This is a genomic window from Kumtagia ephedrae (genome assembly GCF_003012745.1).
Lineage (GTDB): Bacteria > Pseudomonadota > Alphaproteobacteria > Rhizobiales > Rhizobiaceae > Kumtagia > Kumtagia ephedrae.
In genome coordinates this window covers 15,009-40,602 of sequence record NZ_PXYK01000037.1, presented here as the reverse complement: position 1 = coordinate 40,602, position 25,594 = coordinate 15,009, and the positions used below count along the sequence as shown (strand labels likewise).

The following is a 25,594-nucleotide window of genomic DNA, read 5'->3' as shown; positions in this document are numbered from 1 at the left end:
TGAGACGCAAGGGCAATCGCATATGAGCTTACCCCCACCCCCAACCCCTCCCCACAAGGGGGAGGGGGACTGGCCGGCATCACCGCAAGGCGTCAATCCTCGACGGTTTCGCGCGGCATGGCGGCCGCAAAGTTCCCCTCCCCCCTGTAGGGAGGGGTTAGGGGTGGGGGTAAACTCACATGCGATTGCCCTGCTTGAAGCACCATGACGGTAGCCGGCCGCCGCGACGGGAAAAACCGGCTCTGGCTTTTCGAACCTTTAAGTCTGGCTTTAAAATGCTGCCATGAGCGCCACCGATCCCTTTGCCGGTCTCTCCTCGTTTCTGGCCGTCGCGCGGGAGGGCAGCTTTTCCGCAGCGGCGATCCGGCTCGGCGTCTCGCCGGCGGCAGTCAGCCAGGCGGTGAAGGTTTTGGAGGCACGCCTCGGCACGCCGCTTTTCCTGCGCACGACCCGGCATGTCGGCCTCTCGGAAGCCGGAGCCGCGCTGCTGGCGCGGGTCGGACCGGCGGCAACCGAGATCGCCGCCGCGATCAGCGACACGGTCGACATGGCTGGGGAGCCCGCCGGACTGTTGCGCATCACGGTGCCGCGCATCGCCGTGCCGCTCGTCGTCGAGCCGGTCGTGCCCGCTCTGCGCCGCAGTCACCCGAGGGTTGCCATCGAGGTCTCGGTCGACGACGCGGCCGTCGATCTCCCCGCACGCGGCTTCGACGCCGGCATCCGCATCGGCGAACTGGTGGACGAGGACATGATCGCCGTCAGGCTGAGCCGCGACATCGCCTGGTCGGTCGTCGCCAGCCCCGATTATCTTGCCACGCACGGACATCCCCACGTGCCGGAGGACCTGGTCCGCCACGAGGCGATCCGCTATCGCTTCCCGACCTCCGGGACGGTGTACCGGTGGGAGTTCGAGCGCGACGGCCGGGCCCAGTCCTTCGATCCGCCCGGCGGCATCATCGTCAATGACGGGGCGCTGCTCGCCTCCTTCGCCCGCGCCGGCCTCGGACTGGCCTATGCGGCTGACATCACCGTGGAAGCCGAGCTGCGCGACGGCCGCCTGGTCCGGGTGCTCGAGCGGTTTTCACCGACGTCTCCCGGCCTGTTCCTGTATTTTCCCAGCCGCGCCCAGACACAGCCGAAGCTGCGCGCCTTCATCGACGTGGCGCTCGAGGTGCTGCGCCGGACCGGCGTCCGGCGGTGAAGCCGCACCTTGCCTTTATCCCAGATCCACAGGCGTCCGGGTCTGCAGGCCGGGCTCCGTCCAGTCGGTCGGACGCACCACCATGCGGTGCACCCTCGGCGGCTCCGTGCCGCTGTGCAGCGCCTGGATGCGGTCGGCGACGCCGGCGTCGGCCTGGGTGCGCCGCTGGTTGTGGCGGACGTAATCGGTCCAGGTCGGCACATGGTAGGATTCGATCCACACCTCCGGCTTCTCAGTGTCGCGCAGCAGCTCCCACTGGCGGGCGCCGTCGCGCCGGCGGATGCGGCGGCGCTCATGCATGGCTTCGAGGAAGGCGCGCGTGTCCTCCTCGCGGATGATGTATTCGATCAGCACCGCCACCGGGCCGCTGCGGCCGCGCAGGTCGAGCGCGACATGCGGCATCTGCCAGCGGCCGAGCGGGTCGAGATTGTCCGGCGTCTTGGCCGGCAGCGCCAGCCAAAGCCCGATCGCCGCGCCGCCCAGCATCAGCACGGCCGCCGACAGCAGCGCCGCGTCGATGCCGTAGCGGTCGGCGACCACGCCCCAGATCCAGCTTCCCAGCGCCATGCCGCCGAAGGTGGCGGTCTGGTAGAGCGCCAGCGCCCGCCCGAGCACCCAGCGCGGCGTCGACAATTGCACCGTGACGTTGAACATGGCGAGCGCCAGCACCCAGCAGACGCCGCCGATCGCCATGCCGAGACCCGCAATCCAGGCGTTGGGGCTGAGCGCAACGGTCGCCGCGCAGACGGCGAAGCCGATGAAGGCGGCGCGCGCCACCGTCTCGTTCGACCATCTTTCGCGCGCCCGGCCGCCGAGGAAGGCGCCACCGATGGCGCCGATGCCGTAGCAGCCGAGCATCAGGCCGTAGAGCAGCGGCCCGCCGCCCGGCAGGTCGCGCGAGGCGAGCGGCAGCAGCGACAGCACGACGATCGCCGTGAAGCCGAAAGCGAAGCCGCGCAGCAGCACCTTTTCGATATGCGGAGACATGGCGACGTAGCGCAGCCCCGCCGTCATCGCCGAGCCGAGCGTTTCGGGCGGCAGCGTCGACACCGCGACCGCCGGCTTCCAGCGGCCGATGGCGAAGAGCAGCGGCAGATAGCTGAGGGCATTGACGGCGAACGCGGCGGCCGCGCCGAAGCTCGCCACGATGATGCCGCCGATCGCCGGCCCGACGCTGCGCGACAGGTTGAAGTTGACGCTGTTGAGCGCCACCGCCGACGGCAGCACGCTGCGCGGCACCATCTCGCCGACGGAGGCCTGCCAGGACGGGTTGTAGAGCGCCGTGCCGCAGCCGATCAGGAAGGTGAAGCCGAGCAGCAGCCACGGCGTGATCACCCCGGCATAGGTGCAGGCCGCCAGCCCCAGCGACACGACCAGCATGAACACCTGCCCGATCAGCATGACGCGGCGGCGGTCGAAATTGTCGGCGATGGCGCCCGACGCCAGCGAGAAGATCATGATCGGCAGCGAGGTCGAGGCCTGCACCAGCGCCACCATGTCGGCCGAGCCGGAGATGGAGGTCATCAGCCAGGCCGCGCCGACCGCCTGGATGAGGCCACCGAGATTGGAGGCCAGGCTCGCCGCCCACACGCCACGGAAGACCGGATAGCCCATGGGCGCCAGGGACGATGGTCGCTCGGTCACCGGCAGCTTTCCTCCTCGTGGATGACGGCGCGTTGGCGTGTCATGATGTCATAGCGTCTTCAGGCTAGGCGTGGAACCCGCTGGCCCAGAACGTCGGGCGATCCTAACCGTTGCGCCCTTGACCGCCGGGCAAGCAGATGGCGCAGCACGCCGCACTGGCAATTTTTGTGCGGCGCAATATGTGTTGCAGTGCAGTATCCCGGACAGAAGGACCGCTTCCATGCCTGCCGCCCAGACCCCTCCCCGGACCGCCGTCGTCACCGGCTCGACCTCCGGCATCGGCCTCGCCATCGCAAGACAGTTCGCCGCCGAGGGCTGCAACCTGGTGCTGAACTCCTTCAGCGACAGCCCCGGGGACCACGCGATCGCCGACGGCCTCGCCAGGGAGCACGGCGTCAAGGCGATCTACGTGCAGGCCGACATGTCGAAGCCCGAGCAGTGCCGGGCGCTGGTGGCGCAGGCGGCCGAGGCGTTCGGCACGGTCGACATCCTCGTCAACAATGCCGGCGTCCAGCATGTGGCGCCGGTCGAGGAGTTCCCGATCGCCAAATGGGACCAGATCATCGCCATCAACCTGTCGTCGGCCTTCCACACCGCGGCCGCGGCGATCCCGCTGATGAAGAAGGCCGGCCACGGCCGCATCGTCAACATCGCCTCGGCGCACGGGCTGGTCGCCTCGCCGTTCAAGTCGGCCTATGTGTCGGCCAAGCACGGCATCATGGGCCTGACCAAGACCATCGCGCTGGAGGTGGCGCGCGACGGCATCACCTGCAACGCGGTGTGTCCCGGCTATGTGCTGACCCCGCTGGTCGAGGCGCAGATCCCGGACCAGATGAAGGCCCACAACATGGACCGCGAGACCGTCATCCGCGAGGTCATGCTCGACAAGCAGCCGACCAAGGAGTTCGTCACGGTCGAGCAGATCGCCGCCACCGTGTCGTTCCTGTGCTCGCCGGCGGCCGCGCAGGTCAACGGCACGCACATCTCAGTCGACGGCGGCTGGACGGCGGCGTGAGGCCCCTTCTCCTTTCACGGCAGGGCAATCGCATATGGAAGTTCTGGAAGCGTCGGCCGGCGGGTTACCCCCACCCCTAACCCCTCCCCCTCGAGGGGGAGGGGAACTTTGCGGCCGCCATTGCCGAGCGAAATCGTCATCGATTCATGGCTGTCTCAACTGCGGCAAGATCCCCCTCCCCCTTGAGGGGAGGGGTTAGGGGTGGGGGTAACTCCATAGGCGATTGCCCAGCCGTTCACGGGGGGAAAAAACGCTCCGCGCCGCCGCGCCAGCTGGTGAACAAGGATGCAGCATGACCGCCAACGGCAAAACCCCGGCGAAGAAGCCGATCAACGTCGCGCTGCAGGGCGGCGGCTCGCACGGCGCCTTCAGCTGGGGCGTGCTCGATCGGCTCCTGGAGGACGGCCGGCTCTCCTTCGACGCCGTCTCCGGCACCAGCGCCGGCGCCATGAACGCCGTGGCGCTGGTCGACGGCTGGATGCGCGGCGGACCGGAAGGTGCGCGCGAAAAACTGCACGACTTCTGGAAGGCGGTGGCGCGCAACGGCCGCTTCAGCCCGATCCAGCGCACGCCCTGGGACATGCTGCTCGGCAACTGGTCGGTGGAGAACTCGCCGGGCTACTACTGGTACGACATGATGAGCCGGGCGTTCTCGCCCTATCTGGTCAATCCGCTCGACATCAACCCGCTGCGCGACGTCGTCGAGGCCGAGATCGATTTCGACAGGGTGCGCGCCTGCCGGGCGATCAAGGTTTTCGTCTCGGCCACCAATGTCGAGACCGGCCAGATCCGCGTCTTCAATCCCGACGAGATCACCGCCGACGCGGTGATGGCCTCGGCCTGCCTGCCGCAGCTCTTCCGCGCCGTCGAGATCGACGGCGTGCCCTACTGGGACGGCGGCTATGGCGGCAACCCGGCGATCTTCCCGTTCTTCTACGCCAACAGGACCGAGGACGTGCTGCTGGTGCAGATCAACCCTGTCGTGCGCGAGGGCACGCCGCGCAGCGCCAACGAGATCCAGAACCGCATCGACGAGATCACCTTCAACGCCGGGCTGCTGCGCGAATTCCGGGCGATCGCCTTCGTCAAGGAACTGATCGCCGCCGGGCGGCTGCCCAAGGATGAGTACCGCGACATCCGCCTGCACCGCATCGACGCCGACGAGGCGTTCAGGGAACTGTCCGCCTCCTCGAAGGTCAGCGCCGAATGGGCCTTCCTCGAATATCTGCGCGACCTCGGCCGCAACGCCGCCGGCGATTGGCTGGAGGAGCATTTCGACGCGGTCGGCGAGCGCCCGACCGTCGACCTCGAGGCTTTCCTCGTGCTGCGCCCGCCCGTCGACCGCAAGCCGGGTCCGGGCAGCCGCGTGCGCGCCTTCCTCGCCAACCGCCCGAAGCCGGGCCCGGCGCGGCGGCGTTAGCGCAGGACTGGAACCGTCGATCCCGCCCCTCACCCTTACCGGTAGGGCAATCGCATCTGAGTTTACCCCCACCCCTAACCCCTCCCCACAAGGGGGAGGGGGACTGGCTGGCATCACCGCAAGGCGTCAGTCCTCGACGGTTTCACGCGGCATGGCAGCCGCAAGTCCCCCTCCCCCTTGTGGGGAGGGGTTAGGGGTGGGGGTACGAGGCGGCGAAAGTCCTCGTCGAGGGGCAGCGCAAGCGATGCAAAGATGCGCCTTACCCCTGAAGCGCCGCCTCGACGATCCGCACCAGGCCGCGCAGGGCCTTGCGCTGCTGCTCGGGCGCGGTGAGGCGCGACTTCATGCCCTCGATGCCGTCGAGCAGGAACTGCGCCAGCATCTCGGCGGACAGGTCGCGCGCCGACAGGTCGACGCCGCTGCGCCGCACCTCCTGTTCGATCGCGTCGCGCATGATGCCGGCAAGGTCGCGCTTCCACGACAGCAGCAGGTCGGCGGCCAGGTTGCTCTTGGCGTCGAGGATGTCGGCGCCGTGCGGCGAGGCGGCGATCTCGGAGAACACCGAGATCATGCACGCGTCGATCGCGGCAAAGATGCGCTCGCCGAGGCTGCCCTCGGCCTCGAGCGCCAGGCGCGCCTTCTCGAACGACTCTTGCACCAGCTTCGCGGCGAGCGCACGGTAGATGTCGGCCTTGTTCTTGAAGAGGAGATAGAGCGCCGGCCGCGACATCTCCGCCGCCTGGGCGATGTCGTCCATGGTGGCGCGCGAGAAGCCGTAGGCGAGGAACACCTTCATCGCCGCTTCGAGGATGCGGGTTCGCTTGCCCTCGTCGGCGGAAGCGCCGGTGGAGGTTGCAATCTCGGCTTGGCGAGGCTGTCTTGACATTTGGACGAATTTTGTCAGATTGTTCTCAGGAGTCAATTCCGCCTGTCATACAGGCCGGCACGAGGATTTGCCAATGCGCCTGATCGTCGATGGAAAACCGATGGAGATCGACGCCGATCCCGACATGCCGCTCTTGTGGGCGCTGCGCGACATCGCCGGCAAGACCGGGCCGAAATTCGGCTGCGGCATCGCCATGTGCGGCGCCTGCACCGTGCATGTCGGCGGCGTCGCCGTGCGCTCCTGCTCGCTGCCGCTCGGCGATGTCGACGGCGAGGTGCTGACCATCGAGGGGCTGGCGCAAGGCGGCAAGCTGCACCCGGTGCAGCAGGCCTGGCTGGAGGAGCAGGTGGCGCAGTGCGGCTACTGCCAGGCCGGCCAGATCATGAGCGCGGTCGCCCTGCTCGACCAGGTCGCCGAGCCGAGCGATGCCGACATCGACGAGGCGATGGCCGGCAATCTGTGCCGCTGCGGCACCTATCCGAGGATCCGCGCCGCCATCAAGAAGGCGGCCGCCCTCAAGACGGCGGGGATCTGAGGATGAGCCGTCTCGGAAAGATCACCCGCCGCGCCCTCCTGTTCGGCGCCGCCGCCGTCGCCGGCGGCGCCGCCTTCGGCTACTGGTACGTCGCGACGCCCTATTCCAACCCGCTGGAAGGCGACCTTGCCGACGGCGAGGCGACCTTCAATCCCTACGTCAAGATCGCGGCCGACAACACCATCACCGTGATCGCACCCCGCGCCGAAATGGGCCAGGGCATCTCGACGACGCTTGCCGCGCTGGTGGCGGAGGAGCTCGACGTGCCGCTGGAGGCGCTGACGGTCGAGCACGGGCCGGCCTCCTGGGCCTATTACAATGCCGCCATGCTGGAGGAAGGCGGCGCGTCCGCCTTCTACGACGAGAGCACGACCGCCGAGATCATGCGCTCCGTCATGGGCCGCGTCAGCAAGGTCTTCGGCCTGCAGGGCACGGGCGGGTCGTCCTCCACCCGCGACGGCTTCGTCAAGATGCGGCAGGCCGGCGCCGCCGCCCGGTCGATGCTGGTCGCGGCCGCCGCGGCGCGGCTGAAGGTGCCGGCCGGCGACCTGAAGACGTCCGCCGGCAGCATCGTGCACGAGGCGTCGGGCCGGTCGCTGACCTATGGCGAAGTGGCGCTCGACGCGGCGAAACTGTCGCCACCGGCCGATCCGCCGCTCAAGGACAGGTCGGCCTGGACGCTGCTCGGCAAGCCGCAGCAGCGCGTCGACATGCTGGCGAAGGTCACCGGCGCCCCGATCTTCGGCATCGACGTGACGCTGCCGGACATGCTGTTCGGCACAGTCAAGCTCAGCCCGCGTTTCTGGGCGGCTCCGACCAAGGTGGATCTCGCGGCGGCCGGGAAAATGCCGGGCGTCGTCAAGATCGTGCCGCTGGCGACGAACTACGGCCACGGCTTTGGCATCATCGCCCAAAACACCTGGGCGGCGTTCAAGGCGGCCGAGGCCATCGAGGCCGAGTGGGACGCGCCCGAATATCCGCCGGACAGCGCGGCGATCGCCAAGGTGCTGAGCGACGGCCTCGCCTCGCCCGACGGTTTCGTCATGCGCGACGACGGCAATGTCGACACCGCCTTCGCCGACGCGCCGCGCGAGAAAGTCGTCGAGGCCGATTATTCCGTGCCCTACCTCGCCCATGCAGCCATGGAGCCGATGAACGCAACGGCGCGCTTCAAGGACGGCGTGCTGGACCTATGGGCCGGCAACCAGGGGCCGACCATCACCCGCCGGCTGTGCGCCGATGCGCTCGGCATCGAGCCGGACAAGGTCACCGTGCACACGCCGTCGCTCGGCGGCGGTTTCGGCCGGCGCATCGAGGTCGACTTTTCCCTCTGCGCGGCGCTGATGGCCAGGGAGGCAGACGGCCGCCCGGTCAAGGTCGTGTGGACGCGCGAGCAGGACATGCGCCACGACGCCTACCGGCCGGCCGCGGCGGGACGGCTCCAGGCGCGGCTGGGCGACGACGGACTGCCGGTCGCGCTCGACATGAAGATTTCCGCGCCCTCGATCATGGCCAGCACCGTGCGGCGGCTGTTCCCCTCCATGTCGGCGCCCGGGTCCGACAGGACCATCGTCGACGGCGCCTGCAACCAGCCCTACACGATCCCGAGCTACCGGGTGACCGGCATCGCGGCACCGGTCACGGTGCCGGTCGGCTCATGGCGCTCGGTCGGCTGCTCGTTCAACGGGTTTTTCCACGAGGGTTTTCTCGACGAGATAGCGGTCGCCGGCAAGACCGACCCGGTCGAGCTGCGCAGGCGGCTGATGGCCGACTTCCCCGCCGCCGTGAAGGTGGTGGAGAAGGCCGCCGAGATGTCCGGCTGGGGCACGCCACCGCCCGCCGGCAAGGCGAAAGGCTTCGCTTTCACGCTGTCCTTCGGCAGCTGGGTCGCCGAGGTCGTGCAGGTCGCCGACACGCCGGACGGCATCCGCATCGAAAACGTCTGGATCGCCGCCGATGTCGGCACCGCGCTCGATCCCGGCATCATCGAGGCCCAGCTAGTGTCCGGCGCCATCTACGGCCTGTCCGCGGCGATGGGCCAGGAGATCACCTTTGCCGACGGCATGGTCGAACAGTCGAACTTCCATGACTTCGACGCCATGCGCATGCCGCAATGCCCGCGCTTCGAGGTCGCCATCCTGGAGAATTTCCACAGGATGGGCGGCGTCGGCGAGATCGGCACGCCGCCGGCCGCGCCGGCGCTCGCCAACGCCGTGTTCGCGCTGACGGGAAAGCGCATCCGGGCCCTGCCGCTGGCCAAGGAAGTGACCTTTGCGTGAGCCATGCAATAATATTGCTGACGGCTGCTGCCATGATGCAACCTTGCGGCAATGCGCTGCGCAGAGGGTGCTCATGGGCGCAAGGTTGAATTCTGCAGGCTCGTCTTGATCGGTTGATAAAAAATTCTCACTTTTGGGTGAGAGCTAGATGTTGTACGTGTCCGGCGCTTTCCCGGTGGCCTCCGACCGGGCGTGTAAGTGCGGCCATGCGTACCCATATGCGGTGCTGCGACTGCGGGGCTGGATCGGCAAACGGAAGCTATGATGTCGAAGTTTAGATTCCACAAGCTGGCGGCGGTCGTCGTGCTGATCGCCTTCGCCGCATGGATGGGAACCGGCAAGTTCTCGTCGGTCGGCAGCGCCGCCGAGGAAGCCGAAGCGAAGCAGGCCGCGGCCGAAGAGCCCGCCGCGCCGCTGCGCACGGTCGCCGTGCTGACGCCGCCGCGCGTCCAGCATGCCCGCGCCATCCGCGTCTCGGGACGCACGGACGCCGAGAAGCGCGTCATCCTCGCCACCCGCGTCATGGGCGTCATCGAGCAGCTGCCGGTGAAGCAGGGCGAGCGCGTCGAGCGCGGCGAGCTGGTGATGCGGCTCGGAGCCGCGGACAAGGAGGCGCAGATCCGCATGGCCGAGAGCGTGGTGACGCAGCGCCAGGCCGAGGCCGACGCCGCCGAGCGGCTGGTCAAGGGCGGCAACGCGCCCAAGCTGCAGGCCGACCAGGCGCGCGCGGCACTTGCCACAGCCAAGTCGCAGCTCGAAAACGCCAAGGCCGAGCTTGCCAATTACGAGATCTACGCGCCCTTCAACGGCCTCATCGACCGCGTGCCCGTGCAACGTGGCAGCGCCATCCTCGCCGGAGCGGAAGTGGCGACGCTGATCAACCTCGACCCGCTGCTCGCCATCGGCGAGGTCAGCGAGCGCGACCTGAAATACATCCGCGTCGGCAGCACGGCGGATATCCGGCTGGTCGACGGGACCACCGTCGACGGCACGCTGCGCTACATCAGCCGCGACGCGACCTCGGCCACGCGCACTTTCCGCATCGAGGTGGCGATCCCCAACGAGGACAAGACGCTGCCGGCCGGCATGACCGCCGAGATCGTATTGCGCGGGGAGCCGACGGACGCGGTGGTATTGCCCCGCTCGGTGGTGACGCTCTCCGATGCCGGCGACATCGGCATCCGCGCCGTCGATGGGCAGGACAAGGTCGTGTTCTTCCCGATCGACATCGTCGACGACACGCCGAACGGCCTCATTCTCGCGGGCATCCCGGCCGACGCCCGCGTCATCGTCGCAGGCCAGGACCTCGTCGCCGAAGGCGTGCAGGTCAAGGCGGTGCAGGCCGACGAGGCGACCATCAAGAGACTGGCCGGCGCCGACGCCGACATCAACTAGCGCCGGGACGGCAGGGACGAGAACGTCATGGACATCGTCAAGCTTGCCATACGCAATGCGCGGCTGACCCTTTCGGTGCTGCTGTTCCTGGTGATCGCCGGGGCGCTGGCCTACCAGTCGGTGCCGAAGGAGGCCGAGCCGGACGTTGCCATACCCATCATGTATGTCAGCCTGGTCTACCAGGGCATCTCGCCGGAGGACGCCGAGCGCCTGCTGCTGCGGCCGGTCGAATCGCAGCTGAAGAGCCTCAAGGGGCTCAAGGAGATGAAGTCCAACGCCTACCAGGGCGGCGCCAACGTCATCGTCGAGTTCGATCCGTCGGTCGACCTTGGCGATGCGCTGATCGACACGCGCAACAAGGTGCAGGACGCCAAGCGCGATTTGCCGACCGGCGTCGAGGAGCCGACCGTCAACGAGGTCAACCTCTCCGAATTCCCGGTGGTGTTCGTCACGCTGTCCGGCGACATCCCCGAACGCCTGCTGACCGCGGCCGCAAAGACCCTGCGCGACCGCATCGAGGAGGTGCCGGGCGTGCTGGAGGGCGAGATCCAGGGCTCGCGCGACGAGCTGGTCGAAGCCATCATCGATCCGATGCGCCTCTCCTCCTACGGGCTGCAGCTCGACCAGCTCATCCAGGGCATCGGACAGTCCAACAGCCTGGTCGCGGCCGGCGCCATCGAGGGTTCGGAAGGCAAATATGCCGTCAAGGTGCCGGCGCTGATCGAGACGCCGCAGGACGTCGCCAACCTTCCGGTCGTCGCCGGGCAGGACGCGGTGGTGCGCGTGCGCGACGTCGCCACCGTACGCTCGACCTTCGAGGACGCCGAGACCATCGCCCGCATCGACGGCAAGAGCGCCATCACCATCGCCGTGAAGAAGCGCATCGGCGCCAATGTGGTCGAGACCATCGAGGGCTCCAAGAAGGTCGCCGAGGAATTCGTGGCCCAGAGCCAGAAGACGCTGCCCGACCTCAAGGTGTCCTACACCCAGGACAAGTCGGTCTTCGTCAACCAGCTGCTCAACGACCTGCAGAACCACGTGCTGATCGCGGTCATCCTGGTCTTCGTCGTCATCCTCTACGCGCTGTCCGGACGCGCCTCGATGCTGATCGGGCTGGCCATCCCGTCGTCCTTCCTGATGGGCATCCTGCTGCTCGCGCTGATGGGCTACACGATCAACATGATCGTGCTGTTCAGCCTGATCCTGGCGGTCGGCATGCTGGTCGACGACGCCATCATCGTCACCGAATATGCCGAGCGGCGCATGTCGGAAGGCATGCACAGGGCGCAGGCCTTCGAGGAGGCGGCCAAGCGCATGGCGGGCCCGGTGATCGCCGCGACGCTGACGCGCATCGCCGCCTTCTCGCCGCTGCTGTTTTGGCCCGGCGTCGTCGGCGACTTCATGAAATACCTGCCGATCACGCTGATCGTCACGCTGGCCGCGTCGATGGCCTATGCGCTGATCTTCGCGCCGGCGATCGGCGCCATGATCGGCAAGGCGCCGCTGCACGAGGAGCACGAACGCCGCGACGGCGTCTACATGGCGGTGGTCAAGACCGCCGTGCACTGGCCGATCACGGCGCTCGTGCTGACCGTCCTGCTGCTCGGCGGCGGCATGTACGCGTATGGGCTGTACGGCAAGGGCGTCGAGTTCTTCCCGCAGGTGGAGCCCGATTACGGCCTGCTCTACGTGCATGCGCGCGGCAACCTCTCGCTCGAGGAGATGGACGCGGCGACCCGCGTCGCCGAGCAGCGCATGCTGGGCTGGCCGGGCATCAAGTCGGTGCTGACCAAGGTCGGCAAGACGCGCGGCGGCGAGGACATCCCCGAGGACGTGGTCGGCGTCATCAACTACGAGTTCATCGACTGGCGCGAGCGCAAGTCGGCGCACCAGATTCTGGACGATTTGCGCGTTGCCATGGCCGGCATCCCCGGCGTCGACGTCGAGGTGCGCGTGCCGGATGCGGGCCCGCCGACCGGGAAGGCGATCCAGGTGCAGCTCTCGGCGACCGACCCGACGGGCTTGAACGACTATGCAAGGCAGGTCGCCGCCGCGGTCAGGAACGTGCCCGGCGTCATCGACCTGTCCGACGGCCTGCCGCCGCCCGGCGTCGACTGGGCGCTGCAGATCGACCGCTCCAAGGCGGCGCAGTACGGCGTCTCGCCGGTGGCGGTCGGCACGGTGGTGCAACTCGTCACCACCGGCCTGAAGCTGACCGACTACCGGCCGCCGGGGGCGGACGACGCCGTCGACATCCGCCTGCGCCTGCCCGAGGATCGCCGCACCCTGTCGGCGCTGGACGATTTGCGCATCGAGACCGCGCAGGGCTCGGTGCCGATCTCCAACTTCGTCACCCGCAAGCCGGAGCTCACCGTCGGCATCCTCAACCGCATCGACGGCAAGCGCACCATCACCATCCAGGCCAATGTCGCCAGCGGTTTCCAGGTGGCGGAGGTGCAGGCGGCGGTGAGCAAGGTGGTCGGCGACATGGCCAAGCCCGGCGTCGACTGGAAGCTGGCCGGCTCCAACGAGGACAGCGCCGAGGCCGGCGCCTTCCTCATCAATGCCTTCGGCGCGGCGATGTTCCTGATCTTCATCGTGCTCCTGGCGCAGTTCAACAAGTTCACCAGCGTCGTGCTGGTGCTGACCTGCGTGGTGATGGCGATCGTCGGCGCGCTGCTCGGCATGCTGCTCACCGGCCAGACTTTCGTCATCGTCATGTCCGGCATCGGCTTCATCGCGCTTGCCGGCGTCGTGGTGAACAACAACATCGTGCTGATCGACACCTATGACCGGCTGCGCGAGGAAGGCTGGGAGAAGGAGGAGGCGGTGCTGCAGACCTGCCGCGAGCGTGCCCGGCCCGTCGTGCTGACGGCCGCCTCGGCCATCCTCGGCGTGCTGCCGATCGCCTTCGGCCTCGGCCTCGAGATCTTCCACCAGGAGACGACGATCAACGCGCCGTCGACGCAATGGTGGATCGCGCTGTCGTCGGCGATCGTCTTCGGCCTGTCTTTCGCCACGGTGCTGACGCTGATCGTCACCCCGTCGATGCTGATGGTGTTCACGCGCAGCAAGGACAGCAAGGTCTACGCGTTCTTCCGGCGGCTGTTCGGCCGTGACCGGAAGGCCGCGAAGGCTGCGGAGCAGACACCCGTGCCGGCCGCCACCGCCTTTCCCAAGGCGGCCGAATAGCGGCCGCGGCGAGCAAGCCCGAGCGGGCCGGCCGCGTGCCGGCTCGTCGAATTCCTGGTTGTCGATGTTTCCTGCGCCGACCTGCGGTGGAACCCGCGGGTCGGCAAAGCATTGTCATAGCATTCAGCCGTTTAGCGGAGGGCAGCAATGACCCTGACGACCATCCTGATCATCATCCTCATCCTGATCCTGCTGGGTGCCATTCCGACATGGCCGTATTCCCGTTCCTGGGGCTACGGGCCCTCGGGAATCGTCGGCGTCATCCTGGTGATCCTGCTGATCCTGGTTCTGATGGGACGAGTATGAGAAAAGAGCGAATAGGGAATAGCGAATAGCGAAAAATCCCTGCACTATTCCCTATTCGCTATTCGCTCTTTCCATGATCGAAATCCGCCGTGCGGACGAGATTGCCCATCAGGCACACCACCACCAGCAGGCCCGACAGCACCACGAAGATCGGCGAGAAGCCGGTGCGCTCGGCCACGAAGCCGATCGCCGACGGCGCCAGCAGGATGCCGGAATAGCCCATCGTGGTGACGATGCTCATGCCGGTCGACGACGCCATGCCCGGCTGGTTGCCGCCGGCCGAGAAGATGATCGGCACGACGTTGGCGATGCCGATGCCGGCGACCGCGAAGGCGGCGATGACCAGCCAGGGCGGCGTGGCGAGGCCGGCGACCAGCATGCCGGCGGCGGCGATCAGGCTGGAGACGCGCAGCGTGGCCACCGCGCCGAAGCGGTTGCGCACGCCGTCGCCGAGGAAGCGCATCAACGCCATGGCGCCGGCGAACAGGCCGAAGGCGAAGCCGGCGGTGGCGAGGTCGGTGCCCCGTTCCTTCTGCAGATAGAGCGCCCCCCAGTCCAGCACCGCCCCCTCCGGGATCATGGAGAACAGCGCCATCAGTCCGATCAGATAGACGGTCGGCGACTTCGGCAGCACGAACTTGCGGTGATGGTGCTCGGCATGCGGCTTGTCGGCGATCACGCTGCGCGCCGCCACGGCGAGGATGGCGATGGCCACGACCGTCACCCCGATCGCATGCGTCACATGGCCGTAGCTCTGGATGATCAGGCCGCCGGCGCCGCCGCCGAAGAAGCCGCCGAGGCTCCAGAAGGCGTGCGACGACGACATGATGGCGCGCGACATGTGGCGCTCGACCACCACCGCATTGGCGTTCATGGCGACGTCCATGCCGCCGATCAGCCCGCCGAACAGGAACAGCGCCACCGCCGCCAGCGCCACGTTGGGCGCAAGCGCCACGGCGAGCAGGCTGAACGCCGCCACGATGGCGAAGCCCAGCAAGACCTTGCGCGAGCCGTGCCGTGCCATCAGGTAGCCCGACCACGGCATGGCGGTGACCGCGCCGAGCCCGAACAGCAGGATGAGCAGGCCGAGCGTGAACTCGCTGATGCCGAGGCGTTCCAGGAACACCGGAATCTGCGGCGCCCAGCTTCCGGTCAGGAAGCCGTTCATCAGGAACATGCCTGCCACCGCCCAGCGGGCGCGCCGGCCGGTCCGGGTGGTGTTGGAAGCGTCCATGCCGCGCCTTTCCGCCAATTGAAAGTCGCCGGAAATTAAATCGATTCAAGATCAAGTCAAGCAGCCGGCTCCGGACTGCGCGGAAGAAAGCGTTGGGCCACGCATCGGCTGTGGAAAGGAGCGAGACGGCAACCGCGGAGCGGGCCTGCCCGGGCAACGACTGCCTCCGCGAGGCGCGCGGGTCATCCCGATGCCAAAAAAAAAAGACCCGGCCGGAGCCGGGTCAAAGGCAGGCGGCGACATGCCGCCCGACGGGAGGATGCGGCGCGGCCGGAGCCGCGCCTGATTGGCTTACGAGTGGTAGGCGACCTCGCCATGCGAGGTGAGGTCGAGGCCCTGGCGCTCGGCTTCTTCGGCCGGGCGCAGGCCGACGATGGCGTCGACCACCTTGTAGAGGATCGCCGAGATGACGCCGCACCAGACGATGGTGACCACCACGGCCAGGATCTGCGTCCACACCTGGCCGCCCATGCTGACGCCCTCGGCATAGCCGATGCCGCCCAGCGAGGAGGAGGCGAAGATGCCCGTGCCGATGGCGCCGACGATGCCGCCGATGCCGTGGATGCCGAACACGTCGAGCGAGTCGTCGTAGCCGAGCTTGATCTTCACCACCGCCACGAAATAGTAGCAGATGGCGCTGGCGATGGCGCCGAGCACGATGGCGCCGACCGGGCCGACAATGCCGGCGGCCGGGGTGACCGCCACCAGGCCGGCGATCATGCCCGACACCGCGCCGAGCATCGAGGCCTTGCCGCGGGCGAGGCTTTCGATCACCACCCACGCCAGGATCGCGCCGGCGGTCGCGGTGAACGTGTTGATCATCGCCAGAGCGGCGCCGGCATTGGCCTCGAGGTTGGAGCCGGCGTTGAAGCCGAACCAGCCGACCCACAGCATGGAGGCGCCGACCATGGTCAGCGTCATCGAATGCGGCGCCATGTTGTCCTTGCCGTAGCCGGCGCGCTTGCCGATGATCAGCGAGCCGACCAGCGCGGCGATGCCGGCATTGATGTGGACGACGGTGCCGCCGGCGAAGTCGAGAGCGCCCCAGTTGAAGATCAGGCCGCTGGCGTCCCACACCATGTGGGCGATCGGGAAGTAGACGAACGACACCCACAGGATGGTGAACAGCACGACCGCCGAGAACTTGATGCGCTCGGCGAAGGCGCCGATGATCAGCGCCGGCGTGATGCAGGCGAAGGTCATCTGGAAGACGATGAAGACGTATTCAGGCAAGACGACGCCGTCGGTGAAGGTGGCGGCGGTCGTCTCCAGGTTGACGCCGGACAGGAACAGCTTGCCGAGTCCGCCCCAGTACGGGCTGGTGCCGCCGCCGAAGGCGAAGGAATAGCCCCACACCACCCACACGATGATCACCACTGCGCAGATGGTGGTGCACTGCATCAGCACCGACAGCATGTTCTTGGCGCGCACCAGGCCGCCGTAGAACAGGCCGAGGCCGGGCAGCAGCATGAACAGCACGAGCAGGCTCGATACCAGCATCCACGCCACGTCGCCCTTGTCCGTGACGGCGGCCGGCGCGGCCGCGGCTGCATCGGCGGCCGCGGGCGCCGCCTCCTGGGCGAAGGCGGCAAGCGTGCCGAGAGCCCCGAGCGCGACCGCGCTCGCCAGGGCCGTGCGCGCCACCGGCGCGATTCTTTTCAAGAGGTCCATTGATGTCTCCATAAAACTGGTGGCGTGCTTCACAGTGCGTCGGTGTCGGTCTCGCCGGTGCGGATACGCACGGCCTGGTCGATCGAGTAGACGAAGACCTTGCCGTCGCCGATCTGGCCGGTCTTGGCGGCCGAGGTGATGGCTTCTACGGCCTTGTCGACCATGTCGGAGCCGACCGCGACCTCGATCTTGATCTTCGGCAGGAAGCTCACCGCGTATTCGGCGCCGCGATAGATTTCCGTATGTCCCTTTTGACGCCCGTAGCCTTTGACTTCGGTGACGGTCAGGCCCTGGATCCCGACGGCGGTGAGCGCCTCGCGCACCTCGTCGAGCTTGAATGGCTTGATGATTGCCATCACGATTTTCATAAGGTTTCACCCTCTGCTTGCGGGACCCCCGCGTTGCGTGCCTCGGCCGGTTGCCCCGCGGACAGCCGTTGAGTGCAAAGGGCAATTCAAGCTCCGTGCCAATTGCGCGAGCACAGGGTTAACACATTGGAAATACTGGAAAACACCACCCGGGCCGAGGCGGGAACGGGATTGCGGCAGCATTGTGTCTGCCTAAAAACTATTCAAATTTTGAATTTTGCCTAGATTTTAGACGGCATTCGCAGGCGGATGAGGCCTTCCTGTGCCACCGAAGCAATCAGCATGCCGTCCGGAGAGTAGAGCGCGCCGCGCGTGAAGCCGCGCGATCCGCCCGCCGACGGGCTGTCCTGCGTATAGAGCAGCCAGCCGTCCAGCCGCACGTCGCGATGGAACCACATGGCATGGTCGAGGCTGGCTGCCTGGATGTCGCGGTCGAACACGGCGCGGCCATGCGCGAATGTCGAGGTGTCGAGCAGCGTCATGTCGGAGAGATAGGCGAGCACCACCGCCCGCAGCGCCCGGTTGTCCGGCACCGGACCGGTGGTGCGGATCCACACATGCTGCACCGGGGCCAGCTTCTCGCGGCTGGTGTAGTGCTCGAGGATGACCGGGCGGATGTCGAGCGGCCGCTCGCGCGACCAGTAGCGGCGGATGCCCTCGGGCACCGCCTCGCCGAAGTCGCGCAGGATCTCGGCCGGCGTCATCAGCGTCTCGGGCGCCGGTACGTCGGCGGGCATGGCGATCTGGTGGTCGAGGCCCTCTTCGGCAAGCTGGAACGAGGCTTCGAGCGAGAAGATGGCATGGCCATGCTGGATCGCCACGACGCGCCGCGTGGTGAAGGAGCCGCCGTCGCGGATGCGGTCGACCTCGTAGACCACCGGCGCGGACGTGTCGCCCGGCCGCATGAAATAGCCGTGCAGCGAGTGGACATGCCTTTCGGGCGTGACAGTGCGCTGCGCCGCCACCAGGGCCTGGGCGATGGTCTGGCCGCCGAACACGCGCTGCCAGCTCTCCTTGGGGCTGCGACCACGATAGAGATTGTGTTCGATCTCCTCCAGGTCGAGAATGGAGAGGAGCTCCTGCATGGCGGCCGACATCGGACGGTCTCCGGAACGGAATAATGACAGTCGGGTTGCAACAACAAACGGCGGGCAAGTCAAGCAGGGCGGCGATCGGGAAAGGACCACGGCTATGCGCAACGACAAGGCGGACGAAGGCCCGGCACTGGACGTGCTGGTGGCGGGCGCGGGTTATGTCGGGCTGGCAGTCGCCGTCTCCATCCGGCAGGCGCGGCCCAATCTCAAGGTGGCAGTGGTCGACGCCGCCCCCGAAGGCGCATGGCAGCGCGACGGCCGGGCCTCCGCCGTCGCGGCCGCGGCCTGCCGCATGCTGGGCCATCTCGGCTGCTGGGGCGAGATCGCGCCGCATGCCCAGCCGATCACCGACATGATCGTCACCGATTCGCGCAGCAGCGATCCGGTGCGGCCGGTGTTCCTCACCTTCGGCGGCGAAGTCGGCCCCGGCGAGCCTTTTGCCCACATGGTCGCCAACAAGGTACTGAACGGCAGCCTGCGCCGCCGCGCCGCCGAGCTCGGCATCGACCTGATCGAAGGCGTCGCCGTACAGGCATTCGAGACCGGCATCGGCCGGACGCTGGTGCATCTCGCCGACGGCGTCACCCTGCGCACGGCCCTGCTGGTCGCCGCCGACGGCGTGCGCTCGCGCCTGCGCGACATGGCCGGCATCAAGACCGTGCACTGGGACTACGGCCAGTCCGGCATCGTCTGCACCGTCGCGCATGAGCGCCCGCATGGCGGCCGCGCCGAGGAGCATTTTCTGCCGGCCGGTCCCTTCGCCATCCTGCCGCTGATGGGCAACCGCTCCTCCATCGTCTGGACCGAACGCACCGCCGACGCCGAGCGGCTGGTGGCTTCCGACAAGTTGGTCTTCGAGATCGAGCTGGAGCAGCGTTTCGGCCTGAAGCTCGGCGAGATCAAGGTGGAGGACAAGCCGCGCGCCTGGCCGCTCGGCCTCACCCTGGCGCGCGACTTCGTCAAACCGCGTTTCGCGCTCGCCGGCGACGCCGCCCACGGCATCCACCCGATCGCCGGCCAGGGCCTCAACCTCGGCTTCAAGGACGCCGCCGCGCTGGCCGAGACCGTGGTCGAGGCAGACCGCCTCGGCCAGGACATCGGCGGCCTCGACGTGCTGCAGCGTTACGAGCGCTGGCGGCGCTTCGACACGGTGCAGATGGGCGTCACCACCGACGTGCTCAACCGCCTGTTCTCCAACGACTTCGCGCCGCTCAGGGCGCTGCGCGACGTCGGGCTTGGCATGGTCGACCGCATGCCGCGGCTGAAGGACTATTTCATCCGCCAGGCCTCCGGCCTGACCGGCGACACGCCGCGGCTGCTCAAGGGCGAGGCGATCTGAGCGGGGTCCCCGTCAGACGACGAGGAAATCGCCGACGGTGATGGGGAGGCCCGGCGACACCCCGGCGAACTCGACCGCAAGCCCAAGGCCGTTGCCGTCCGCATCGAACAGCAATCGGCCGTTGACCGAATCATGGATGATGCGGTGGTCCGCCGTCGTCGCGGCCGTGCCCTCGAAAAAGGCGGCCGCCGAAAGCGCGCCGAGCGACAGGCCCGTGAACACCCCGTTGTCGAGATGTACGAGGTCCTCTCCGCTGACGAAATCGGCAAGCACGTCGACATTGCCTGGCCCGAGCGGCGTGTCGAAGACGAAGACGTCGGCGCCGGCGAGCCCGAACAGCGTGTCGTTGCCGCCGCCACCATTGATCACGTTGGCGCCGGCATTGCCGTAGACGCTCTGCCCGAACGCGTTGCCCGTCAGGTTGATCGGCGAAAGCCCTGCAAAATTCGTGGTGCGCAGGCTCTCGATCTCGGCGCCCGCGGTCAGGACGTAGCTCGTCCGGACGGCGACGATATCGAGCGCGCCCTCGTTGACCGCCTCGACGATGACGTCGGCGGCGGAATTGACGATGTAGACGTCGTTGCCTTCGTGCCCGACCATGCGGTCGCCGCCGCCACCGCCGTCGATCCAGTTCCTGCCGGCATTGCCGTGGATGACCTGGGAGACGGCGTTGCCCGTCAGGTCGATGGCTGTCAGTCCACCGACATTGGTGGTGGTGAGCTTCTCGATCTGGGCGCCGGCCGAGAGACGGTAATGTGTTCCCGTCGCGACCCAGTCGTTGGATCCGTTTCCCGGCCCTTCGACGACCACGTCCGACGCCTCGTAGACGTAATAAAGATCGTTGCCGGCGCCGCCTTCCATCCGATCGACGCCGCGGCCGCCATGCAGCACGTCGTTTCCGGCCCCGCCATGCAGCGTGTCGTTGCCGCCGAGCCCGCTTACCGTCGCCCCCTCGACACGCGCCGTGAGCACGTCGTCGCCGGCGGTTCCGGCGATCGGGCTGTCGCGCGCATCCCAGATGGTGGTGAAGACGTCGGTATCCCCGCCGCCCTCGTCCCTGACGAACGAGATGAGCAGGCGGCCGTCGCCAAGCACCGTGATCTGCGGCGACGACAAGGTGCCGGCCACATTTGCCACGATGAATTCGCTGCCGTTGGCAGAGGCGTCGTCGTCGAACCGCTGTCCGCGGATCGCCCCGGTTTCGGTCTCGTGCCAGACGACCACGAAGCCGCCGTCCGGCATTGCGACGATGGCAGGCTCCGTCACGCCCCCGGCCGTGGTGGCGAAGGCCGGACTGTCCGTCTCCGCGACCGGGCTCCCGCCGGCATCGTAGACCTTGATCAGGATTCCAGGCCCGCCCTCCTCAACGTTCTCCCTCTGGAAGGCGACGGCGAAGCCGCCGCCGGCCAGCGCCGCCACCTTTGCCGGGCCGAATTCGTCCGCGTTGTCGGAATCGATCAGGACGTCGGTGACGAGGGCTCCTGCGGCCGTGCGTATCTGCGCGCGGACCTGGGTCGCCCCGCCGGCGGTCTCGACCTCGTAGACCACAACGAAATTGCCGTTCTCCAGCGTGGTCGTCTCCGGATCGCGGCCGACGCCGGCCGTGCCCTCGACGGTGAAGGCAGGTCCGATGACGCCGGCCGAGACGATGTGGCCGACGATGTGCTCGTCGACGCCGTCCGACTGCTGGTAGACGACGGCATAGCCGCCGGAGACGGCGGTGATCGAGGGCTTCGTGTCGTCGACGAACTTCGGGCCGCCGGGAGACTGGCGGAAATCGTCATCCGATACCTTGACGCCGTCGGCATCGAAGATCTCGACGATGATGTTCTCTCCATCCTCGAACAGCGGATCGCCGAAGCTCTTCATGGCCACCGCGAAACCGCCTCCCGGCAACGCGACGATGTCCGGCTGGCTCTGGTCGTAGTCGAAATAGACCTGGTTGACGACGAACTCGCTGCCGACCTTCGTGCCGGTTGCGTCGAAGACCTGGCCGACGATATCCTTGGGGCCGAGACCGACGCCGAAGGTGTTGGTGTCGTCCTCCCAGACGACGACGAAGCGTCCGCCCCCGATGGCCGCGACCTGCGCATTGCCCTGGCCCGACAGCAAGCCCGCGAATGGATCGTCGATCGTGTCGGTGGTATTCGCCTGAGTAGCGCCGCTCCAAAGCGTCGGTGTATCCGGCATGGCAAGTCCCCCCAAGACAACAGCCGCCGGCTTCGGCAGCATCCCCCAGGTCCGGAGACTATTTCAACTTAGGGCAGATGGACAAGCCACGGGCGCAGGTCAGCCCCACTGGAACAGGCGATTGCCTGACGGCGCCGCTGTTTCTATTGTCCGCCGCCATGAGCCTCGAATCCGTCCGCGCCTTCTTCGCCGAAAAAGCTCCCGACATCGCCGTCATCGTCACCGAGAAAAGCTCGGCGACGGTGCAGCTGGCGGCGGAGGCGCATGGCGTCGAGCCGGCGCAGATCGCCAAGACCATCTGCCTGCGCGTCGGCGACCGGGTCATGCTGGTGGTCGCCGGGGGCATGGCCCGGCTCGACAACCGCAAGTTCAAGGATGTTTTCGGGGGCAAGCCGCGCATGCTGGAGGCCGCCGAGGTGACACAGCTCACCAGCCATCCGGTCGGCGGCGTCTGCCCCTTCGGCCTGCCGGCACCGCTGCCGGTCTATTGCGACGCATCGCTGAGGCGCTTCGACGAGGTGGTGCCCGCCGCCGGCGCCACCAACGCCGCCGTAAAGCTGTCGCCGCGGCGCCTGGCCGAGCTGACCGGCGCCGAATGGGTGGATGTGTGCCAGTAGGAGAGGCTCGGGGGCGGAACCGTTTGCCTGATCTGCCCGACAACCCGAAGCGCGTTCGCCGGGACCTGCGGTCGAGACGGCGTAAGCGCAGGGGACAGTTTACTTTTTTCGGCCCGCGCAACGTCTGAACCGCCGCGGCCTTTCCGCCGAAAGAAAGTAAACTGTCCCCGGCATCTACGCCGTCACGAGCCCGGAATCCTGTAGATTTCACGCACCTCGATCGTGCCGAGTTCCGCAAGCGGTACTTCGCCGGCGATCTCCAGTGCCTCGTCGAGATCCCTGGCCTCGATCATCAGGAAACCGAGCAACTGCTCCTTGGTCTCGGCGAACGGGCCGTCGGTGACCAAAACCTTGCCCTTGCGGCGGCGCACGGATTTCGAGGTCTTCACCGATTGCAGCGCCTGCGCCACGATCAGATGGCCGCTGGCCTCCAGCGCGCGGTCGTGGGCCAGCGAGGAGGCATCCACCTGGGCCAGCCCCTCCTGCGTCAGGTCGCGGAGCTTCTGCTCTTCGCCGTAGACGAGACAGACATATTTCATGGCCGGTCTCCTTCCTGCTCGATTGTCATGGTGTCCGCGATGCGGCCTGGCGCGGCATCGTGGCCGGTCGTCGCGGCGATGTGAAGCCCCGTGACGACCGCGGCGATCACGCCGAGCGCCAGCAGCAGCCGGCCGCCGCCGTCCAGCGCCGCCGATAGCAGGTTGAGGGCATCCGGCGCCGGATCGTCGGCGCGGCGTCGGCGGCGCGGGTCGGGAAACAGGACCAGAAAGGCGAGCATCTGCACGGCAACCTCCATCGAAAACTGGCATTTCGATCCGAGGACGAGCCGGATTTCGCCGAACCGACATTTTTTCACGCGCAATTTTCAGAATTTTTGAGGTCTTCCCGGACGATTTTCCGCTCTTTTTTCGCGGGCGGAGAGCCCCGCCAAGCCGTTCGGCCAAAAGACTGTCATGGCGCTGACCGCCGGCCGCGCTATAGTCGGACGAGGCCGCCGCGGCGGCTCGCCAACCTGAGCAAGGGAGACCATCATGGACCGTCACGCCACCGCCGTCTGGAAGGGCACGCTGAAGGAAGGTTCCGGCACGATCGACGCACAGAGCGGCGCGCTGCAGGGCCTGCCCTATTCCTTCAAGGGCCGCTTCGAGGACGAGAGCGGCAAATCCGGCACCAATCCGGAGGAGCTGATCGCCGCCGCCCATGCCGGCTGCTTCGCCATGCAGCTGTCGCATTTCCTCGCCGAGAACGGCACGCCGGCCGAAAAGCTCGACGCCAAGGCGGTGGTGACGCTGGTGCCGGGCACCGGCATCACCGGCAGCGCCATCACGCTGGTCGGCACCGTGCCGGGGCTCGACGAAGCGAAGTTCAAGGAACTGGCCGAGAAGGCGAAGGGCGAATGCCCGGTGTCGCGCGCCCTCGGCTCGATCAAGGTGTCGCTCGACGCCAGGCTCGCCTGAGCCTGCCGACCGATCCTTGGCAGCAGCGGCCCGCCCAGGCGGCGGGCTGCGTTGTCACGCCGCCCGCTCCAGCGCCGCCTCCTCCGGCTTCCCGGCCCGCCCGCCGGGCCCGGCCTTGCGGAAGATGAGCATCATCACCAGCGCCGCCACGATGGTGAGCAGGGCGGAGATGGCGACGATCAGCTCGAAGCCGCTGACGAAGGCCTCGCGCGCCGCCGCAAGCAGCGTGCCCTCGATGCCGTCCGGCAGCTGCGGGGCGACGGCGACCGCCCCGCCCAGCGTGTCGCGGGCCGCCCGCGCCGCCTCCTCCGGCACCACGTCGGGGACGGCGCCGACCATCATGCCGCGATAGATCGCCATGCCGACGCTGCCGAGCACGGCGATGCCGAGCACGCCGCCGAATTCCGCGCCCGTCTCCGACAGCGCCCCGGCCGCCCCGGCGCGCTCGGGCGGGGCGGCGCCGACGATGAGGTCGGTGGTGAGCGTGAACACCTGGCCGAGGCCGAGCGACATGACGACGGTCGCCGCCACGATGACCGCGAGGCCATGGCTGCCGCCCACCTGGGTGAGCAGCAGGAAGGAGACGGCCGCCAGCATCAGCCCGCCGGCGATGACCTTCGGCGCCGGAATGCGGCTCACCACGCAGGCCGTCGTCATCGAGCTGACGACGAAGCCGAGCGACGACGGCAGCGTCCACAGCCCGGCCTCCAGCGGCGACAGGCCGAGCACCAGCTGCAGGTACTGGGCGATGAACACGAAGGGGCCGAAGGCGACGAAGCAGGCGATGATGTTGACGCCGAGCGCGGCGCTGAAGGTGCGCGAGCGGAACAGGCTGAGGTCGAGCAGCGGATCGGCGAGCCGCCGCTGCCGCACGACGAAAACCGCGCCGATCGCCAGCCCGGCGAGGATCGACGCGACCGAAATCCAGGCGACGCCGTCGGAGGCGATGTGCTTCAGCCCATAGACCATGGCGAGCACGGCCAGCAGCGACAGCGCGGCGCTGGCGATGTCGAGCCGCCCGGCCTGCGGATCGCGATATTCCGGCAGCAGGATCGGCCCGACGATCAGGAGCAGGACCATCACCGGCACGGCGAGCAGGAACACAGAGCCCCACCAGAAATATTCCAGCAGCACGCCGCCGAGCAGCGGCCCCATGCCCGCCCCGACCGAATAGCTGGTCGCCCACACGCTGATGGCAAACGTCCGCTCGGCCGGGTCGTGGAACATGTTGCGGATGAGCGACAGCGTCGACGGCGCCAGCGTCGCCCCGGCGATGCCGAGCAGAGCGCGCGCCGCGATCAGCATCTCCGCGGAGGTGGAGAAGGCGGCGATCACCGAGGCGATGCCGAACAGCACCGCGCCGGCCAGCAGCACCTTGCGGCGGCCGATGCGGTCGCCCAGCGTGCCCATGGTGATCAGCGAGCCGGCGATCAGGAAGCCGTAGATGTCAACGATCCACAGGAGCTGCACCGCGCTCGGCTTCAGGTCGGCGACGAGATGCGGCACCGCCAGATTGAGCACGGTGAGGTCCATCGTGTAGAGCAGGCACGGCAGCGCCAGCGCCACCAGCCCGATCCACTCGCGACGCGTCGCCTTGGCTGGAACTACGGTGGCCATGATTGTCTCCGATGGTTGGCTGCGGCTGCCGGCGCCCGCACGCTGAAGACGTTCGCCGCCGGCGCGTGCCGACAGCGCTCATACGTTTTCTAGAAGCTCAGCTACGGTTTAGGTCAAGTCGACGGCGCGAGCTC

At 67.8% G+C, this 25,594-nt stretch carries 21 protein-coding genes; 11 read left to right on the top strand and 10 right to left on the bottom strand.

The genetic code is table 11. The features are described 5' to 3' along the window. Positions 1-283: 283 nt before the first annotated feature. Positions 284-1,201, top strand: a complete 918-nt coding sequence (locus C7I84_RS26480) for a LysR family transcriptional regulator (RefSeq protein WP_106775223.1) — start codon at positions 284-286, stop codon at positions 1,199-1,201. A gap of 15 nt (positions 1,202-1,216) precedes the next feature. Here the strand turns inward: C7I84_RS26480 and C7I84_RS26475 are convergent, their stop codons facing one another. Further along, positions 1,217-2,845, bottom strand: a complete 1,629-nt coding sequence (locus C7I84_RS26475) for an MFS transporter (RefSeq protein ID WP_280954237.1) — start codon at positions 2,843-2,845, stop codon at positions 1,217-1,219. Between the two features lie 220 nt (positions 2,846-3,065). On the opposite strand from C7I84_RS26475, the gene C7I84_RS26470 reads away from it, so the two are divergent. Both C7I84_RS26470 and C7I84_RS26465 read left to right on the top strand, forming a co-directional pair. After that, on the top strand, positions 3,066-3,860 hold the full coding sequence (locus tag C7I84_RS26470) for a 3-hydroxybutyrate dehydrogenase (RefSeq protein WP_106775221.1): 795 nt from the start codon (positions 3,066-3,068) through the stop codon (positions 3,858-3,860). 292 nt (positions 3,861-4,152) lie between these two features. Further along, positions 4,153-5,280, top strand: a complete 1,128-nt coding sequence (locus C7I84_RS26465; RefSeq protein ID WP_106775220.1) for a patatin-like phospholipase family protein — start codon at positions 4,153-4,155, stop codon at positions 5,278-5,280. Between the two features lie 259 nt (positions 5,281-5,539). Here C7I84_RS26465 and C7I84_RS26460 read toward each other — a convergent pair whose 3' ends face one another. Then, entirely contained in the window at positions 5,540-6,166 is a 627-nt protein-coding gene (locus C7I84_RS26460; protein WP_106775219.1) for a TetR/AcrR family transcriptional regulator, read from the bottom strand. Positions 6,167-6,239: 73 nt separating this feature from the next. Here C7I84_RS26460 and C7I84_RS26455 point away from each other — a divergent pair, with 73 nt between their 5' ends. The 5 genes from C7I84_RS26455 to C7I84_RS26435 all read left to right on the top strand — a co-directional run bounded on the left by C7I84_RS26455 (position 6,240) and on the right by C7I84_RS26435 (position 13,873). Continuing rightward, positions 6,240-6,701 (top strand): (2Fe-2S)-binding protein, encoded by a 462-nt coding sequence (locus C7I84_RS26455; RefSeq protein WP_106775218.1) that lies wholly within the window; start codon positions 6,240-6,242, stop codon positions 6,699-6,701. Positions 6,702-6,703: 2 nt separating this feature from the next. Then, positions 6,704-8,980 (top strand): xanthine dehydrogenase family protein molybdopterin-binding subunit, encoded by a 2,277-nt coding sequence (locus C7I84_RS26450; RefSeq protein WP_106775217.1) that lies wholly within the window; start codon positions 6,704-6,706, stop codon positions 8,978-8,980. Positions 8,981-9,244: 264 nt separating this feature from the next. Then, the gene (locus C7I84_RS26445) at positions 9,245-10,375 is read left to right on the top strand and encodes an efflux RND transporter periplasmic adaptor subunit (RefSeq protein WP_106775238.1); all 1,131 of its coding nucleotides are present in this window, start codon (positions 9,245-9,247) and stop codon (positions 10,373-10,375) included. Between the two features lie 27 nt (positions 10,376-10,402). Continuing rightward, positions 10,403-13,567: an efflux RND transporter permease subunit gene (locus C7I84_RS26440; RefSeq protein WP_106775216.1), complete on the top strand. Its 3,165-nt coding sequence runs from the start codon at positions 10,403-10,405 to the stop codon at positions 13,565-13,567. Positions 13,568-13,714: 147 nt separating this feature from the next. Beyond that, positions 13,715-13,873, top strand: a complete 159-nt coding sequence (locus C7I84_RS26435; RefSeq protein WP_106775215.1) for a DUF3309 family protein — start codon at positions 13,715-13,717, stop codon at positions 13,871-13,873. Positions 13,874-13,931: 58 nt separating this feature from the next. On the opposite strand, the gene C7I84_RS26430 is transcribed toward C7I84_RS26435, so the two are convergent. The 4 genes from C7I84_RS26430 to C7I84_RS26415 form a co-directional block, all read right to left on the bottom strand. After that, positions 13,932-15,107, bottom strand: a complete 1,176-nt coding sequence (locus C7I84_RS26430; protein ID WP_106775214.1) for an MFS transporter — start codon at positions 15,105-15,107, stop codon at positions 13,932-13,934. A 291-nt stretch (positions 15,108-15,398) separates the two neighbouring features. Further along, positions 15,399-16,778 carry an ammonium transporter gene (locus C7I84_RS26425; protein WP_106775213.1) on the bottom strand — a complete coding sequence of 460 codons (1,380 nt, stop codon included), beginning with the start codon at positions 16,776-16,778 and terminating at the stop codon, positions 15,399-15,401. A 29-nt stretch (positions 16,779-16,807) separates the two neighbouring features. Beyond that, a complete protein-coding gene (locus tag C7I84_RS26420) occupies positions 16,808-17,146 on the bottom strand; it encodes a P-II family nitrogen regulator (RefSeq protein ID WP_106775212.1) in 339 nt (112 codons plus the stop codon). A gap of 221 nt (positions 17,147-17,367) precedes the next feature. Beyond that, positions 17,368-18,243, bottom strand: a complete 876-nt coding sequence (locus tag C7I84_RS26415) for an acyl-CoA thioesterase (protein WP_106775211.1) — start codon at positions 18,241-18,243, stop codon at positions 17,368-17,370. A gap of 94 nt (positions 18,244-18,337) precedes the next feature. Here C7I84_RS26415 and C7I84_RS26410 point away from each other — a divergent pair, with 94 nt between their 5' ends. Beyond that, a complete protein-coding gene (locus C7I84_RS26410) occupies positions 18,338-19,579 on the top strand; it encodes a ubiquinone biosynthesis hydroxylase (RefSeq protein ID WP_106775210.1) in 1,242 nt (413 codons plus the stop codon). 12 nt (positions 19,580-19,591) lie between these two features. Here C7I84_RS26410 and C7I84_RS26405 read toward each other — a convergent pair whose 3' ends face one another. Further along, positions 19,592-21,769, bottom strand: a complete 2,178-nt coding sequence (locus C7I84_RS26405; RefSeq protein WP_106775209.1) for a calcium-binding protein — start codon at positions 21,767-21,769, stop codon at positions 19,592-19,594. Positions 21,770-21,927: 158 nt separating this feature from the next. Here C7I84_RS26405 and C7I84_RS26400 point away from each other — a divergent pair, with 158 nt between their 5' ends. Continuing rightward, positions 21,928-22,386 (top strand): YbaK/EbsC family protein, encoded by a 459-nt coding sequence (locus C7I84_RS26400; protein WP_106775237.1) that lies wholly within the window; start codon positions 21,928-21,930, stop codon positions 22,384-22,386. Between the two features lie 182 nt (positions 22,387-22,568). Here C7I84_RS26400 and C7I84_RS26395 read toward each other — a convergent pair whose 3' ends face one another. Next, complete coding sequence (locus C7I84_RS26395; protein ID WP_106775208.1) at positions 22,569-22,925, bottom strand: YciI family protein; 357 nt, start codon at positions 22,923-22,925, stop codon at positions 22,569-22,571. Then, positions 22,922-23,170, bottom strand: a complete 249-nt coding sequence (locus C7I84_RS26390) for a hypothetical protein (protein ID WP_133170163.1) — start codon at positions 23,168-23,170, stop codon at positions 22,922-22,924. The genes C7I84_RS26395 and C7I84_RS26390 overlap by 4 nt, the downstream gene beginning before the upstream one ends. Before the next feature lie 247 nt (positions 23,171-23,417). Here C7I84_RS26390 and C7I84_RS26385 point away from each other — a divergent pair, with 247 nt between their 5' ends. Next, positions 23,418-23,843 carry an OsmC family protein gene (locus C7I84_RS26385; protein WP_106775206.1) on the top strand — a complete coding sequence of 142 codons (426 nt, stop codon included), beginning with the start codon at positions 23,418-23,420 and terminating at the stop codon, positions 23,841-23,843. Between the two features lie 54 nt (positions 23,844-23,897). Here the strand turns inward: C7I84_RS26385 and C7I84_RS26380 are convergent, their stop codons facing one another. Further along, the gene (locus C7I84_RS26380) at positions 23,898-25,460 is read right to left on the bottom strand and encodes an MFS transporter (protein ID WP_106775205.1); all 1,563 of its coding nucleotides are present in this window, start codon (positions 25,458-25,460) and stop codon (positions 23,898-23,900) included. Positions 25,461-25,594: the final 134 nt, after the last annotated feature.

What these genes read in the sequence shown, in the direction of transcription:
- C7I84_RS26480 (WP_106775223.1), top strand. Translation starts at nt 284, where the DNA reads ATGAGCGCCACCGATCCCTTTGCCGGTCTCTCCTCGTTTCTGGCCGTC.
- C7I84_RS26470 (WP_106775221.1), top strand. Translation starts at nt 3,066, where the DNA reads ATGCCTGCCGCCCAGACCCCTCCCCGGACCGCCGTCGTCACCGGCTCG.
- C7I84_RS26465 (WP_106775220.1), top strand. Translation starts at nt 4,153, where the DNA reads ATGACCGCCAACGGCAAAACCCCGGCGAAGAAGCCGATCAACGTCGCG.
- C7I84_RS26460 (WP_106775219.1), bottom strand. Translation starts at nt 6,166, where the DNA reads ATGTCAAGACAGCCTCGCCAAGCCGAGATTGCAACCTCCACCGGCGCT.
- C7I84_RS26455 (WP_106775218.1), top strand. Translation starts at nt 6,240, where the DNA reads ATGCGCCTGATCGTCGATGGAAAACCGATGGAGATCGACGCCGATCCC.
- C7I84_RS26450 (WP_106775217.1), top strand. Translation starts at nt 6,704, where the DNA reads ATGAGCCGTCTCGGAAAGATCACCCGCCGCGCCCTCCTGTTCGGCGCC.
- C7I84_RS26445 (WP_106775238.1), top strand. Translation starts at nt 9,245, where the DNA reads ATGTCGAAGTTTAGATTCCACAAGCTGGCGGCGGTCGTCGTGCTGATC.
- C7I84_RS26440 (WP_106775216.1), top strand. Translation starts at nt 10,403, where the DNA reads ATGGACATCGTCAAGCTTGCCATACGCAATGCGCGGCTGACCCTTTCG.
- C7I84_RS26435 (WP_106775215.1), top strand. Translation starts at nt 13,715, where the DNA reads ATGACCCTGACGACCATCCTGATCATCATCCTCATCCTGATCCTGCTG.
- C7I84_RS26430 (WP_106775214.1), bottom strand. Translation starts at nt 15,107, where the DNA reads ATGGACGCTTCCAACACCACCCGGACCGGCCGGCGCGCCCGCTGGGCG.
- C7I84_RS26425 (WP_106775213.1), bottom strand. Translation starts at nt 16,778, where the DNA reads ATGGACCTCTTGAAAAGAATCGCGCCGGTGGCGCGCACGGCCCTGGCG.
- C7I84_RS26420 (WP_106775212.1), bottom strand. Translation starts at nt 17,146, where the DNA reads ATGAAAATCGTGATGGCAATCATCAAGCCATTCAAGCTCGACGAGGTG.
- C7I84_RS26415 (WP_106775211.1), bottom strand. Translation starts at nt 18,243, where the DNA reads ATGTCGGCCGCCATGCAGGAGCTCCTCTCCATTCTCGACCTGGAGGAG.
- C7I84_RS26410 (WP_106775210.1), top strand. Translation starts at nt 18,338, where the DNA reads ATGCGCAACGACAAGGCGGACGAAGGCCCGGCACTGGACGTGCTGGTG.
- C7I84_RS26405 (WP_106775209.1), bottom strand. Translation starts at nt 21,769, where the DNA reads ATGCCGGATACACCGACGCTTTGGAGCGGCGCTACTCAGGCGAATACC.
- C7I84_RS26400 (WP_106775237.1), top strand. Translation starts at nt 21,928, where the DNA reads ATGAGCCTCGAATCCGTCCGCGCCTTCTTCGCCGAAAAAGCTCCCGAC.
- C7I84_RS26395 (WP_106775208.1), bottom strand. Translation starts at nt 22,925, where the DNA reads ATGAAATATGTCTGTCTCGTCTACGGCGAAGAGCAGAAGCTCCGCGAC.
- C7I84_RS26385 (WP_106775206.1), top strand. Translation starts at nt 23,418, where the DNA reads ATGGACCGTCACGCCACCGCCGTCTGGAAGGGCACGCTGAAGGAAGGT.
- C7I84_RS26380 (WP_106775205.1), bottom strand. Translation starts at nt 25,460, where the DNA reads ATGGCCACCGTAGTTCCAGCCAAGGCGACGCGTCGCGAGTGGATCGGG.